This window comes from Streptomyces sp. NPDC097107 (assembly GCF_044762405.1).
In the GTDB taxonomy this organism is placed as follows: domain Bacteria; phylum Actinomycetota; class Actinomycetes; order Streptomycetales; family Streptomycetaceae; genus Streptomyces; species Streptomyces thinghirensis.
The window spans coordinates 76,718-91,298 of record NZ_JBIWEF010000016.1; the positions used below are offsets into that span (position 1 = coordinate 76,718).

The 14,581-nt window shown below is 73.6% G+C and carries 7 protein-coding genes; 6 read left to right on the plus strand and 1 reads right to left on the minus strand.

The window, feature by feature from the left end:
* Positions 1 to 180 precede the first annotated feature (180 nt).
* A complete protein-coding gene (locus ACIQ1J_RS31130; protein ID WP_403562067.1) occupies positions 181 to 7,563 on the minus strand; it encodes an SDR family NAD(P)-dependent oxidoreductase in 7,383 nt (2,460 codons plus the stop codon).
* A gap of 157 nt (positions 7,564 to 7,720) precedes the next feature.
* Between ACIQ1J_RS31130 and ACIQ1J_RS31135 the strand changes: the two genes are divergently transcribed.
* The 6 genes from ACIQ1J_RS31135 to ACIQ1J_RS31160 are packed head-to-tail and all read left to right on the plus strand — an operon-like array spanning position 7,721 to position 13,748.
* A complete protein-coding gene (locus ACIQ1J_RS31135; protein WP_403562069.1) occupies positions 7,721 to 8,749 on the plus strand; it encodes a 3-oxoacyl-ACP synthase III family protein in 1,029 nt (342 codons plus the stop codon).
* Positions 8,746 to 9,687 carry an alpha/beta fold hydrolase gene (locus ACIQ1J_RS31140; protein ID WP_403562071.1) on the plus strand — a complete coding sequence of 314 codons (942 nt, stop codon included), beginning with the start codon at positions 8,746 to 8,748 and terminating at the stop codon, positions 9,685 to 9,687. Before ACIQ1J_RS31135 ends, ACIQ1J_RS31140 begins: the two co-directional genes overlap by 4 nt.
* On the plus strand, positions 9,684 to 11,261 hold the full coding sequence (locus ACIQ1J_RS31145) for an AMP-binding protein (RefSeq protein ID WP_403562073.1): 1,578 nt from the start codon (positions 9,684 to 9,686) through the stop codon (positions 11,259 to 11,261). Before ACIQ1J_RS31140 ends, ACIQ1J_RS31145 begins: the two co-directional genes overlap by 4 nt.
* The gene (locus ACIQ1J_RS31150) at positions 11,258 to 12,298 is read left to right on the plus strand and encodes an NAD-dependent epimerase/dehydratase family protein (protein ID WP_403562075.1); all 1,041 of its coding nucleotides are present in this window, start codon (positions 11,258 to 11,260) and stop codon (positions 12,296 to 12,298) included. The genes ACIQ1J_RS31145 and ACIQ1J_RS31150 overlap by 4 nt, the downstream gene beginning before the upstream one ends.
* On the plus strand, positions 12,262 to 12,522 hold the full coding sequence (locus ACIQ1J_RS31155; RefSeq protein WP_403562077.1) for an acyl carrier protein: 261 nt from the start codon (positions 12,262 to 12,264) through the stop codon (positions 12,520 to 12,522). Before ACIQ1J_RS31150 ends, ACIQ1J_RS31155 begins: the two co-directional genes overlap by 37 nt.
* The gene (locus ACIQ1J_RS31160; RefSeq protein ID WP_403562079.1) at positions 12,519 to 13,748 is read left to right on the plus strand and encodes a beta-ketoacyl-[acyl-carrier-protein] synthase family protein; all 1,230 of its coding nucleotides are present in this window, start codon (positions 12,519 to 12,521) and stop codon (positions 13,746 to 13,748) included. The genes ACIQ1J_RS31155 and ACIQ1J_RS31160 overlap by 4 nt, the downstream gene beginning before the upstream one ends.
* The last annotated feature ends 833 nt before the right edge of the window (positions 13,749 to 14,581 follow it).

Here is a 14,581-nt window from a genome sequence, read left to right on the forward strand (position 1 = left end):
CAACGTGTAGCCGTCCTGTGCCGGCGTCGCGGTCGGCCTTGTCGCCGGCGGTGGTGTCAGTCGGGCAGGCGGGGTTAGGACGTCGGTACAGGTGGTGGCGGGTGATGCGTGACCGCGGGAGGTGGCTGCGACTGTCCGCCGTACCGGGATGCCTCGGCACGGCGGACGCCCGCGTTGCGTCTATTGCCGGTCGGCGGCGCTCAGGTCCAGCCGCTGGTGGACCAGACGGGCGAAGTGGGCCAGGGTGCGTCCGGTGGCCAGGTCGGCCGGTCCGAGGCGGATGTCGAAGAGGTCCCGGGCCTGCATCAGGAACTGCATGCCCAGCAGCGAGTCCAGTCCGAAGTCGGTGACGTTGACCGTGGGCTCGAGACCGGCCGGGTCGGCCTGCAGGACACCGGCGAGGAGTTGGGTGATCGTGTCGGTAATCTTGCGTACCGCCTCGTCCGCCGGGAGGTCCGCCAGCGCGTTCAGGAGCTCGTTACGGGCGTCCGGGGATGCCGCGGAGGACGCCGGGGCCAGCGGGGCGAACCGGGGTGTGGCCAGGGCAGGCAGCAGATGGCGGGCGGTCTGCCAGCGGTAACGGCCGGCTCCGGCGACATCGGTGCCGGCGGCCAGAAGGTGGTCGGCTGTGGTCAGGACCTCGGCGGGGGTGAGCAGTTCGAGGCCGCGTCCGGCCATGGCGGCCTCCATGCCGCTGCGGGCGACGTATCCGGTTTCGCCGATCGGCCCCCAGGCCAGTGCCGTACCCGTCCGGCCGGTGCCGCGCCGGGCCCGGGTGAGGGCCTCCAGGTAGGCGTTGGCCGCCGCGTAGGCGGACTGTCCTGGGTTTCCGATGCTGGCGGACACGGACGAGTACGCGAGGAACAGGTCCAGATCGCGGTCGGCGGTGAGGCGGTCCAGCAGGGCGGCGCCCGCCGCCTTGGGCGCCAGTACGGCGGCGAACCGGTCGTCGGTGAGGTCGGACAGCACCGCGTCGTCCATGTGCATCGCCGCGTGCACGATGCCCCGCAGGGCGTGCCCGGTGGCGTCCACGGCGTCGAGGACCCGGCGCAGCGCCGCTTCCTCGGTGACGTCGGCAGCGTGTGCGGTGGCCTGCACACCGCGGTCGGCGAGTTCCCGGAGCAGGGTGTGCGCGCCGGGGGCGTCGGGTCCGCTGCGGGAGAGCAGCGCCAGGTGTTGGGCCCCGCGGTCGGCCAGCAGGTGGGCGGTGGCTGCGCCGAGCCCGCTCAGTCCCCCGGTGATCAGGTAGGTGGCGTCGCCGTCGAGGCGGAGGGAGCCGGGGGCGGGTTCGACGGGGACGGGTTCGTCCAGGGGGTCGAAGGTGACGACGACCTTGCCGGTGTGCCGGGAGTGCTGCAGGAGGTGGAAGGCCTCGTCGACACGGGCGGCGGGATAGGCCGAGTGGGGCAGGGGCCGGTAGGTGCGGGAGCCGATCGCCGCGCCGAAATCCTCGACGAGCTGGGTTCGCAGGGACGGTTCGTCCACGACGGCGTCGAGGTTGAAGCCGATGAAGGTGAGACTCCGGTTGAAGGGGCGCAGTGTGATCGGGTTGTTGAGGAAGATGTCCCTCTTGCCGAGCTCGATGAAGCGGCCGTTGGGGCGCAGGAGGTCCAGGCCCTGGGCGATGGCCTCACCGCTGAGGGAGTTCACCACGACGTCCACACCCTGACCGCCGGTCAGCTCCCGCACTCGGGGGACGAAGTCCAGGCTGCGGGAGTCGAGTACGTGCTCGACGCCGAGCGTCCGCAGCAGGTCCCGTTTGGTCTCCGTGCCGGCGGTTGCGATGACGCGGGCGCCCTGCGCGCGGGCGCACTGCAGGACGGCCAGACCCACCGCCCCGGCACCGCCGTGCACGAGCACGGTCTCCCCGGCACCGAGCCGGGCCTGGTGGACGAGGGTCTGGTGGACGGTCAGGAAGGCGACGGGGAAGGTCGCCGCCTCCGTGAAGCTCATCTCGTCGGGAATGCGGACCACGGAGAAGGCGGGGGTCGTGGCGTGTGAGGCGAGTGCGGCGGGCACGATGCCGCACACCCGGTCGCCGGGCTTCAGGTCCTCCACCCCCGCTCCCACGGCCTGCACGATGCCGGCAGCGTCGGTGCCCAGTCCGCGGCTGAGCGGACTGTTCTCCACCGCCTCGGGCGGGAGCAGGCCGTTGGCTCGCATGGGGTCGCGGTAGTTCAGGGCCACGGCCCGCATCTCCAGTACCACCTCGCCCGGTCCCGGCTCGGGGTCGTCTGCCTGCCGCCAGACGAGCCGCCGGTGCAGGCCCGGGTCACGGGCTTCCAGAATGAACGGCGTACCGGCGGGGGCGCCCGGGGGCTCGTTGACCGGGTGCTGTACCTGTCGGGGCACGAACCGGCCCCGTGCGGTCAGGATGATCTCGTCCTCCCGAGCGCTGCGGTCGTCGTCGCCGGGTGCGAGCAGTTCGCCGGCCAGGCGGCGGGCGTCGGTGTCGGCTTCACCGGTGCGGTGGCAGGACAGGCGGCGCAGGCACAGGTCCGGGCGTTCGTTGGCGAAGGTGCGGCAGGCCGCCCAGACGGCCGCGTCCACCGGGTGCGTCGGCTGCTCCGGGGCCGGGAAGAGGCCGGTGGGGCGTGTGACGAGCCATACCTGGGGGCTGGTTTTGCCCGTCAGGTCGTCGCAGGCGGTGGCCAGGGAGCGCAGGAGGGCCGCGCGGCGGGTGGTCCGTGTGACGGTCTCGTACGTGCCGGGTGCGGCGAGCAGCAGGACGACGCGCGGATCGGGGTCCGTGGGCAGGGCCGCCTTCCAGGCGGCGGTCTCGTCGGGCGCGGTGATCACGGTGGCCTTGCCGAGGTGGGCGGCCAGAGCTCGCGCGGTCGCCGTCTCGGTGCCGTCCTCGACGGCGATCACCCAGGTGGCGTCCGGAACCGGCCGCGCTGCCTCGGTGGTGGTTACCGCCTGGCTTTGGTCCGCCGCGGCGTGGAGGACGGAGCGGTCCTCGGCCCCGGTCTGCACCGCACTGGAGAAGCCGCACCGGTGCAGCAGTGGTGCCCACCGGTCCCGGGCGAGGATGCGGGATACGGGGCGCAGGGTGTGGTCTCCGCGCTCCCAGAAGTCGTTCTGTGTGCCGTACAGCAGGGCTTGGAGCGGCGCGTGGTGCGGTTCGGTGGCCAGCAGGTGTCCGCCGGGGGCCAGCAGGCTGTGCAGCCGGCGCAGGGTCGCGGCCAGGTCGGTGGTGGTGTGCAGGGAGTCGCCCGCGAGGACGAGGTCGAATGTGCCTCGGGGCAGGCCCTGGTCGGCCGGATCGGTGTTCGGGTTGAGAGTGCGGTAGTCGACGAAGTCGTGGGCCGGGAAACGGTGTTCGGCGCGGGTGAGGGTGCTGCGGGTGGGTGCGGTGCAGGTGTAGCGGGTTCGGTCGGCCGGCAGCACGGGCAGGGCCGCGGCCGTCAGGGCGGTGGTGGTCGCCCCGAACTCCAGGACGCGCAGTGGACGGTCGACGGGCCAGCGGGCGACGATGTCGCCGAGCAGGGCCTGGATGGCACGGTGGGCGAAGCGGTGGGCGGGGCCGGACTCGTGGAGTTGCTCGTACGCGCTGTCCCCGGCCGGCAGGAGTTCGCGTGCGTCGGCGTGTCCTCGCACCACGTCGGGCAGCCGGCGCAGCTGCCGGTTGAGGAGCAGCGTCTCGGCGCCGTAGGCGGGGTGGTCCTCGACCAGGCCGCGCAGCAGGGCCTCGGCGCGGGTCTGCGCGCCGGTCAGCTGCCAGGTCTGCCCGGCCGGCCGGGCGAGACCGTGTTCGGCCAGCAGGGGCAGCATCAGCCGGGCGAGCCGCCGGTGCCGGGGCTGGAGGCCCCCGGCCACCAGGTCGTCCATCGAGAACGGGGCGGCCGGGTCGGCGAGAAGACCGCGCAGCGTCCCGGCCCAGCAATGGGCGCCGGCCTGTTCGGCGGCTGCCGTGAACCGGCGGTGCCCGCCGTCGTCCAGGGCGGTGCGTGCGGCGGTGATGCGCGGTTCGACCGCGGCTGCCACCTCGGTGGGCGTGGGAAGCGGCCAGGGCGGGGCGGCGGCGCCCGGGTGGGGGGCGGCTCTCAGGACGGTGCGCTGGACGGTCAGCGGGGTGTGTTCGGCCAGGTGCGCCCGGCGGGTGCGGCAGCCGTCGATCTCGGCGGTGACCGTGCCGTCGGGGTCGGCGTAGGTGATGTCCCAGCACATCTCGTTGGCGCTGCGGCTGCGGCGGCGCAGATGTACGACGCCGGTGGGTGCGGGGGTGCGCCACACGCGTACGGCTGCGAACACGGTCGGGAGGAACGCGGCGGACTTCCCCTGGGCCTTGGCGAGGGCCACGGTGGCCTGCAACGGCGCGTCGATCAGGACCGGGTGGGCGGTGTAGGCGTCGGCGGGGTGCTCCAGCCGGTAGCTGACCAGCGCCTCCCCTTCGCCGATGTCGATGTGGTCGACGAGTTGGAAGTCCGGTCCGCAGTGCAGACCGATGCCCTGGCCCATGCGGTAGAAGCCCGGGCCGTCGACGCTCCGGTCGCAGCGTGCCCGGATTGCGCCGACGTCGAGCGGGGGCGGTGCCGTGCCGAGCAGGGTACGGACCTGTGCGCGTACCACGGGCAGGCACTCACCTCCGTGTTCCTCACGGACGCTGATGGTCACGGCGCCGTCGTCGGGGGTGACCGCGGTCTGCAGGGCGACCGGCGTCGGGTCCGGCCACCGCAGGGACAGTGGGCGGCCGATCTCCAGGTGCCGTACCTCGACCGGGCGGTCCATGGCCCGGCGACCGGCGCTCAGGGCCATCTCCACGTAGGCGGCGGCCGGCATGAGAACGTCGTCGCCGATCCTGTGGTCGCCCAGCCAGGGCACCAGTTGCGGCTCGACGGTGCCGTGCCACACGGGGTGCGGGGCGGGCATCCGCTCGCCCACCAGCGGATGATCGAGCAGTCCGCTGCCGCTGGTGTGGGTGACCAGGTCCTGCGCGGTGCCGTGCCAGTGCCGTTCGTGCTGCCACGCGTAGGCGGGCAGGTCGACCACCCGGCCGGGGCGCGGGAAGTGGTGGCGCCAGTCGGTCGCGGTGTCGGCGGCGAGTACGGCGGCGACGGCCGCCGCGGTCTCGCGGAGGCCGTCCCCGTCGCGGTGCAGGGTGGGGACGCACGGGGCGCCGGTGTGGCGCAGGTAGGGGCGCAGCACCGGGTGCGGTCCGATCTCGACCAGGACGCCGGCGTGCTCGGTGGCGAGGCGGGCGGCGGCCTCGGCGAACCGTACGGGCTCACGGACGTTGCGCCACCAGTACGCGGCGTCGAGTTCGGGCCCGTGCAGCGGGGTGCCGGTGACGGTGGAGACGAACGGGATGCGGGCCGGGGCGGGTCGGAGGCCGTCGAGGGCGTCGAGCAGTGGCTTCCTGATGGGGTCCATGAGCCGGCTGTGGAAGGCGTAGTCGAGGTCCAGTTCGCGGAAGAAGACGCCGCGGCCGGTCAGTTCGGCTCCCCAGGCCGCGAGCGCGTCGGCGTCCCCGGCGACGGTCACGTCCCGGTCGCTGTTGACTCCCGCGATCTCCAGTGCGCCGTCTTGGCGGAGTAGTTCCTCACGTGCCTGTGCCTCGGGGAGGCCTACGGCGGCCATCCGGCCCCGGCCGGCCGTGGCGCCCTGGGTGCGGCTGCGTTCGGCGATCACCAGCGCGGCCTGTTCCAGGGTGAGGATCCCGGCGGCGAGGGCGGCGGCGACCTCGCCGACGCTGTGTCCGGTCACCGCCCGCGGGTGCACTCCGTGCGAGGCCAGCAGCGCGGTGAGGCCCACCTGCACGGCGAAGAGGGCGGGCTGGGCGACCTCGGTGCGCTGCCATTTCCGGGGGGAGGGGTGGGCCAGTTCCTTGGCCACCGACCAGCCCAGGTGGGGTGCCAGGGCCGCGTCGGCCTCCTGGACGGCCTCGTGGAAGACCGGTTCCTCCCGCAGCAGGTCGGCGGCCATGCCCGGCCACTGGGAGGCGTTGCCGGAGAACACGAACGCGGTCCCGTCCCGCTCGCCGGCGCGCACCATGGCCCCGCTCGCGGGCTCCGCGGCCGTCAGCCGGTCCAGCTGCCGGGCGGCCTCCTGCGGGTCGGCGGCCAGTACGGCGGCACGGTGCGGGTGCGCGGTGCGCCGTACGGTGCTGGTGTGGGCCAGGTCGTAGAAGTCCGCCGGCCCGGTGTTGCGCAGTCGCTCCGCCATACGGGCGGTCATCTGCTTCAGCGCCTTGGCGGACCGGGCGGAGACGACGAGTGGCAGCGGACGCCCGTGCGGCACCGGATCCGGCTCGATCCGGCGGGCAGCGGGCGGCTGGACGACGACGGCGTGGGCGTTGGCCCCGCCGAAACCGAAGGCGCTCACTCCGACGGCCGCCCTCTGCCCCGGCTCCAGCGGGACGGGGACGGGGGCGATGGCGGGGGCCAGTCCCAGGCCGTCGAAGTCGATGCGGGGGTTGAGGGGAAGGGCGTGCAGGGAGGCCGGTACCAGCCGGTGGCGCAGGACCAGGATCGCCTTGAGCAGGCCGGCCATTCCGGCGGCGGGTTCCAGGTGGCCGATGTTCGTCTTCACCGAGCCGATCGGCAGCGGTCCGCGGCTGCGGCGCCGGCCCAGGGCCCGGCCGATGGCCTCGGCCTCCGCCGGGTCGCCGGCCTGGGTACCGGTGCCGTGGGCCTCGACGTACACCAGGTCGTCCGCGTCGATGCCGGCCTCCGCGTAGACCGTGTGCAGCAGCGCCTCCTGGGTCTCGGCGCTGGGCACGATCATTCCGGTGCTGCGGCCGTCGGTGTTGTTGCCGGTGGCGGCCAGTACGGCGTGGACGCGGTCGCCGTCCGCCACCGCGTCCGTGAGGCGCTTGAGGACGAGCACCGCGCCGCCCTCCGCACGGACGAACCCGTCGGCGTCGGCGGAGAACGCCGCGCAGCGTCCGCGGCGCGACAGCATGCCCGCGTAGGAGAATCCGGCGAAGGAGTAGGGGTTGGACAGCACGTTGACGCCGCCGGCCAGGGCGACGCGGCCCGGGCCCTCGCGCAGGGTGCGGCAGGCCCGGTCCAGGGCGACCAGGGCGGAGGAGCAGGCCGTGTCCACGGCCATGCTCGGCCCGCGCAGGTCGAAGGCGTACGACATCCGGTTCGCCGTGATGGACAGGGCGGTGCCGGGCATGGTGTGCGGGCTCGTGTGGTCCTGCATCATGGACAGGTTCACGCCGTATGCGGGGTCGGAGACGCCCACGTACACGCAGGTGTCCGTCCCGGCCAGTGACTCGGCGGGAATCGCGGCGTCGTCCAGTGCCTCGGCGGCCATCTCCAGCAGCAGCCGCTGCTGTGGGTCGATGTGCCGGGCCTCCGCGGGTGACATGCCGAAGTAGGCGGCGTCGAACGAGGCGACGTCCTGGAGGAAGCCGCCGGCGGCGGTGTAGCTGCGGCCCGCCCGCACGCCTCCCGGGTCGACGGTCCGGTCGCGGGGCAGCCGGTCGGCGGGCATCTCGCCGACCATGTCGCGCCCGTCGCGCAGGACGGCCCACAGGCCGTCCAGGTCGGTGATGCCTCCGGGGAGCCGGCATCCCACGCCCACCACCGCCACGGCCCGTTCGAACTGCTGCATCGCCAAGTCCCCACCCCTTTACGCCGATCACTGACCTTCGTGCGGATTGAAGAGGACGCAGCGTGTGGCGAGTGGAAGAATCCGAGATGAAGCACTCGTTGTAGTGAATGTCCATACACATACGCCATGCCGGTTTCACAACAGCTACGGTGACCCGGTGCCTGAAGCCATCCGTGCCCGTATCGCCGCCGTCTCCGCTCATCTTCCGTCCCGTTACCGGACTTTGGACGAAATCCGCGTCAGGATCACCGAGACGGGTGGCTACGCCCCGCCGCCCGGCCTGCTGGAGGATCTCACCGGTGTGCGCGGGGTCCATGTCCACGAGGACGGCGACATCTCCTCCGACCTCGCCGTGGCAGCCGCCCGCAGCGCCCTCGACGAAGCCGGACTGAAGATCGGCGACGTGGACCTGCTGCTGTTCGCCTCGACCTCGCAGGACCTGATCGAACCCGCGACCGCCCACCTCGTGGCCACCAAACTGGGCGCCTCCTGCCCGGTGTTCGACGTCAAGAACGCCTGCAACAGCTTCCTCAACGGCATGGAGGTGGCCGCCTCGTTCATCGAGACCGGCCGCTACGGCACGGTCCTCATCGCCTGCGGTGAACCAGCCACCCTGGCCACCCGCTGGCACCTCCCCACCCGAGAGGACCTGCTCAGGGCACTGCCCGGCTACACAGCCTCCGACGCCGGTGCCGCGATGGTGCTCACCGCCGGCCCCGCGGGCGACGGGGACCCCGGCATCCTGTCCCTCCGGTTCGTCAGCAACTCCCCCGCCTGGGAGGCCTGCACGGTGGCCGGCGGCGGAAGCATGCACCACCTCTCCGTCCACGACGACCACACCACCCTGCGCCTCAACGGAGACCTGCGGCAGAGCGCGCTCGACGTGCTCCCCCGCATCATGGACACCGCGGGGGACGAGCTCCGGGCGGCACAGGCCGGCGCCGTCTCCTTCATCGCCTTCCACCAGATCGCCATGCCGCAGTACCGCGAGATGATCGACCTCTTCTCCCTGCCCGAGGACCGGTGCATGCCCACGGTGGCCGAGCACGGGAACTGCGCGGCGGCCTCCCTGCCCCTGCAACTGGCCAAGGCGCGGCAGGCCGACCGCATCGAGAGCGGTGACCTGGTGGCGATGATCGGCCTGGCCAGTGGTTTCAGCTTCGGTCTGGCGCTCGTCCGGTGGTGACCGCACGAGCCGGGCACGCCCCGGCACCGGACCGTGCCGCACTGGAACGGCTGATGCCGGGCTACCCCGAACCCCGGCACTGGCGGCGGGTACCGGTCACCGGCCAGCACTACCTCGACCTCGGCTCCGGCCGGCCGGTGCTGTTCCTGCACGGCAACCCCTCGTGGAGCTACGTCTGGCGCAAGCTGCTGCACCGGCTCGCCCCGCACGCCCGCTGTCTGGCTCCCGACCTGCCGGGCTTCGGGCTGTCCCGGCACCTGCGGCCGGCGGGCGGGGTGCCCGACCCCTACGAGGCCCAGCTGGAAGGCCTGGACAGCCTCCACCGTCACCTGGTGCGCAACGAGGGCCTGCCCGAGCGGGGCTGGACGTTCGTCCTGCACGACTGGGGCGGCCCGCTCGGAACCGCCTGGGCACTGCGCAACCCGGGCGTCGTGGCCCGGCTGGTCGTCTGCAACACCGTGGCCTTCCCCTTCCCCGAAGGTTTCCGGCTGCCGTTCTACCTGCGCTGGATCCGGGACCACCGGCCGGTCGCCGCCCTCGTCCATGCCACCAACGCCTTCGCCCGCGTCGCCGTACGGGCCGGAGTCCACCATCCGATGCTCCCTGCCGAGCGGCGGGCCTACCTGCGGCCCTACGCCCGCCGCGCGGAGCGCCGGGCGGTCACCGACGCCGTACGCGCGATCCCCCGCGGCCCAGCGGACCCCGCGTGGCACCTGCTCGAACCACCCGGCGCCGGGGCCGCGTTGGCGGACCTGCCCCTGCTCGTCGGGTGGGGCATGCGCGATCCCGTGTTCACTCCGGACCTGCTTCAGGAGTGGGCGCGCCGGTTCCCGCAGGCCGTCATCCACCGCTTCCCCGGCGCCGGGCACTTCGTCATGGAGGACGCCGCGGCCGAACTGGGCGACCACATCCGTGACTTCCTCCAGGGAGCCCCATGACCACGACCGCCGCGGACTTCACCGGGCGCCTGGCCGAGCGGCCCGACGCCGTCGCACTCGTGGAGAGCCGCAAGGGAACCTCGCGGACGACCCGTCGCGGCGAGTTGGTGCGTCACTGCCGCCGCCTCGCCGAGGACCTGCGCGAGGCGGGGGTCCGGCCCGGCCACAAGGCCGTCGTGATGACCCGCGACGCCCACGATCTGACCGCCGTCTCCTACGCACTGGTCATGCTCGGCGCCGTACCCGTGCTGATCGAACCGCGCGCCGAGGTGGGCCGCTGCCTCCAGGACATCGCCCCGGACGTCTTCATCGGGGAGCCGCTGGCCCACCTGGGGCGCCGGGCGCTGGGGTGGGGCCGCCCCCACGTCCGGACTGCCCTGGTCACCGGATCCGCGCCGCTGCCCGCGGGACGGCGGCTGGTCACCCGGACGCCGGCCGGCAGTGCCTCGCCCCCGCAGGTGCGTGAGCCCGACGGCGACGAGCCGGCCCTCATCGCCTTCACGTCCGGTTCCACGGGACGGCCGAAGGGCGCCGAGTACCGCCACTCCACCCTGGCCGGGCAGCTCGACGCTCTGGCGACGCTGATGGACCCCCGGCCCGACGACGTGCTCCTCGCCGGATTCCTGCCGGTCGCGCTGCTCGGTCCGCTGCTGGGCCTGGCCACCGTCGTCCCGGCCGTGAACCACCTGGCCCCGGCCCGTACCTCGCCGCAGGAGGTCGTCGGGCCCCTTCGGGAACACCGGGCGAGCATCGTCCTGGCCTCCCCCGCCGTCCTCACCCTGATCGCCCGTCACTGCGCCCGCCACGGCCTCACCCTGCCCTCGGTCCGGCAGATCCTGTCCTTCGGAGCCCCGCTGCGCGTAGGTCTCGCCGACGCCCTGCGCAAGGCCGTGCCGGACGACGCCGAGATCCTCAGCGTGTACGGCGCCACGGAGTGCCTGCCCGTGTCCGCGATCGGCGACCACGACCTGCGGGCCTCGCGCACCGCGCCGCCCGCCGGGCACGCGGGCACCTGCCTGGGCCGGCCACTGCCCGGCATCCGCGCGCGCATCCTGGACCCCGACGCCACCGGGCTCGGTGAGATCGCCGTCACCGGCCCCACCGTCAGCCCCGCCTACCACGCGCGTCCCGACGCCGACGCCTGTACCAAGAGCGACACCGACCACGGTGTGCTGCACCGCACCGGGGACCTGGGCCGGCTCGACGACGAGGACCGGCTGTGGTTCCTGGGGCGCAAGGCCCATTTGATCACCGGTACCGGCTTCACCCTGACCACCGAGGAGGTCGAGGCCGCCGCGGACACCGCACCCGGCATCCGGCGTACCGCCCTCGTCGGCGTGGGCACGGCCGTGTGCCAACTGCCCGTGCTCTGCGTGGAACCCATGCCCTCCACCCCCCGCGCCCGCGCCCTGGAGGCTGTCCGCGCCGTTCTGAAGGACCACCCGGACGGGCACCGCGTCGGCGCCGTGCTGATCCGTACCGCCTTTCCCACCGACCCCCGGCACAACTCCAAGATCGACCGCATGCGCCTGGCCGGCTGGGCCGCCAAGCGCCTGCGCGGGAGGGTTCGATGAAGGTACTGGTCACCGGTGGTAGCGGCTTCCTGGGTCTGGAGATCTGCCGTCGGCTGAGCGCACGCGGCGACGTCACCTCCTCTCTCCACCGCCGCCCCAGCAGCGCGCTGCAACGGCTGGGCGTCCACCAGCACCTGGGCGACCTCACCGACTCCGACGCCGTCTCCCGTGCCGTCGCCGGGTGCGACGCCGTCATCCACAACGCCGCCCTGGCCGGCGTCAGCGGCCCTCCGCGGCCCTACTGGGCCACCAATGTCGTCGGCACCCGCCATGTGATCGAGCAGTGCCGCGCCCACGGCGTGCGCACGCTCCTCTACACCTCGACCGCCAGCGTCGTCTTCCGGCCCGGCGGCCTGGAGGGGGTCACCGAGAGCCTTCCCCCCGCGCCCCGTCACCTGGCCGCCTATCCCGCCACCAAGGCCCGCGCCGAGGCCCTGATCCTGGCGGCCCACGGCCCGGAGCTGGCCACCGTCTCACTGCGCCCGCACATCATCTGGGGCCCCGGCGACCCCCATTTCGCCCCCGTTCTCGCGCGCGCCGTGCGGGCCGGCCGCCTGCTGATGCCCGGTGACGGCGGCAACCTCGTCGACACCACCCATGTGCGTACCGCTGCCCACGCCCATCTGCTCGCCCTGGACAGCCTGCGGCGATCACCGCAGACGGCGGGCGGCCGCGCCTACTTCATCGGCCAGGGCGACCCGCGTCCGCTGCGCGAGATCACCCGCCACTTCCTGCGGGCCGCCGGCATCGACGCCCGCTGGTGCGCCGTACCGCCCCGGCTCGCCACCATCGGGGCCGCGGTCGGCGACACCCTCCTGCGCGCGGCACGCAGTACCCGCACCCACGCCCTGAGCCGCTTCCTGGTCGCGGAGCTGCTGCATCCGCACTACTTCGACCTCACCGCGGCCCGCCGCGACCTGGACTTCGCACCGCCGGTCGGATTCGACGCCGGTATTGCGGAGCTGACCCTCTCCACCCCGACCGACAGCGAGGAGACACCGTGCCGGACACCTACGACACCATCCAATCCATCCTGAACACCGCCTTCCGCATCCCCGAGGACGAGATCGCGCCCGACCTCACGCTGGAGCAACTGGACCTGGACTCCCTGGCGCTGGCGGAGCTGGTGCTCATCGTGCACGAACACTTCGGGGTGAAGATCGACAGCGCGTACGCCTCCCGGAGCACGACCGTCGCGCAGGTCGTCGACCACCTCGACACCTTGCGCGCGGGTGACACCGGGGCGGTGGCCCCCTCGTGACCGAGCCCGTCGCAGTCACCGGCCTCGGCCTGATCACACCCGCCGGGGAGAACACCGGCGCCACCTGGGACGCGGTCCGCCGTGGCGCGGGCACCGCGGCCGCGCACGATCCGGCGCTGGCCGGCCTTCCCGTGAACTTCTCCTGCCGCGTCCCGCTGTGCCGCGACGACCTGGACCGGCGCGTCGGCCGCACCGCCTGGCGCATGTCGCACAACGCCGTGCTGGCGGTGCTCGCCGCCCGCGAGGCGGTGCACGACGCCGGCCTCGATGCCCGGACGTGGGACGGCGACCGGGTCGCCGTCGTCATCGGCTGCGGGCTGGGAGCGGACGCGGTGCGCGAGGAACAGGCCAGGCGGCTGGCGGAACGGGGCGCCGACATGGTCTCCGCGCTCACCATCCCCCAGATCATCCCGAACATGGCGGCCGGGGAGGTCTCCATCGACCTCGGGGCCCGCGGCCCCGGCCTCGCCCCGGCCACCGCCTGCGCCTCCGGCGCCACCGCCGTCGCCGTCGCCCGTGACCTCCTCGCCGCCGGCCGGTGCGACATCGCGGTGGCCGGAGCCACCGAAGCCGCCGTCACCCCGCTGGCCGCCGCGGGCTTCTGGCGCGCCGGCGCGCTGTCCCGGCGCACCGACGCGGTCACCGGCGCGTCGCGGCCCTTCGCCGCCGACCGTGACGGCTTCGTCCTGGCGGAGGGCGCCGGCGTCCTCGTACTGGAGCGGACCGCGGACGCGGCCACCCGTGGTGCCCGTGCCCGCGCGCTGCTGGTGGGCTGCGGCAGCACCTCGGACGCCCACCACCCCACCGCGCCCGCCCCGGACGGCCGGGGCGCGGAGGCGGCCCTGCGCACCGCCCTGGCGGACGCGGGCCTGGCTCCACGCGACGTCGACCACGTCAACGCCCACGGCACCTCGACAGCGGCCAACGACGCCGCCGAGTCGGCCCTGATCGCCCGGGTACTGCCGCACCGCCCCAGTGTCACCGCACCCAAGGGCGTGCTCGGCCACAGCCTGGGCGCGGCCGGCGCCGTGGAGGCGGCGCTGACCGTGCTCACCCTTCAGCACGGCACGGTGCCCCCGGTCGCGAACCTGGACGCCGCGGCTCCGGGGTTCGACATCGACTGCGTCACCAAGGAGCCCCGCCGACAGGACGTCCGTGTCGCCGTCAGCCACTCCTTCGGCTTCGGTGGACACAACGTCGTCCTGGCTCTGACCAGGGTCTCCTGACCGGCTCGGCGGCCGGCCGGCCGGGCGGCGCGGGGAACGGCGGGAGTCGGGACCGGTGGAGGGCCTGATGGCCAGGCCCTCATCCCACTGGTCCGCGGCATCCCTCACAGGCGCGGCGTGCGGCCAACAGCGCTGTCGCCCGCTGGATCTCGGGCGTGACGGCGTCGATGGCACAGACGAGGGCCGGTCGAAGGCGAGCAGGCCGCGCACGTTGCCACCGACCCCGCGCAGGGCGCCGCTCGGCGACCGTCCGCCCCGCTGCCATCGTTCGTGGGCGAGCCGGCGTTCTTCCTCGGCTTGTTCCCGCGCGAGGTCATCCTGAGCCCCAGCCGCATCGGCGACATTGCCCGCGCCCGCTCTCCCCCTCAATGGACACTGTGAGTGACCTTCGTCGAGAAAACCTCACTGCGTGTCCGGGCCTGCTGCCCCGCGAGTGACCTGCGTTGCGCTCCGGCTACCTGGTGGAGCCGCGCGCCACAGAGGCCGGCGCCGCTGCGCGATGCGGCCAACGTACCCCGCAGTCATGCTGGGCAGTCTGCCTGCAGCGCACCCTCGGAGCAGCTGCGTGACCGGCTCAAGAGGTCGTCTGCTTGCGTCGTGCGGTGCGGTTGGCGGCCAGGAGACACATCCACACGAGGACTTGGCCGGCCGCGAAGACGATGGGACCAGGGCCATCGCCGCCGATTATCCGCCACGCTAACAAGGCGATGCTGACAGAGAGCATCGGCCAGTAGACCCACGGCCCCCATCGGTTCCCAGGGCTGACCCAAGGCTGCGAGCCACGCTGGTCAGGACGTTGCATCCTGCACTCCTCCTGAACGGCTACCGCACTG

What these genes read in the sequence shown, in the direction of transcription:
- ACIQ1J_RS31145 (WP_403562073.1), top strand. Translation starts at nt 9,684, where the DNA reads ATGACCACGACCGCCGCGGACTTCACCGGGCGCCTGGCCGAGCGGCCC.
- ACIQ1J_RS31130 (WP_403562067.1), bottom strand. Translation starts at nt 7,563, where the DNA reads ATGCAGCAGTTCGAACGGGCCGTGGCGGTGGTGGGCGTGGGATGCCGG.
- ACIQ1J_RS31150 (WP_403562075.1), top strand. Translation starts at nt 11,258, where the DNA reads ATGAAGGTACTGGTCACCGGTGGTAGCGGCTTCCTGGGTCTGGAGATC.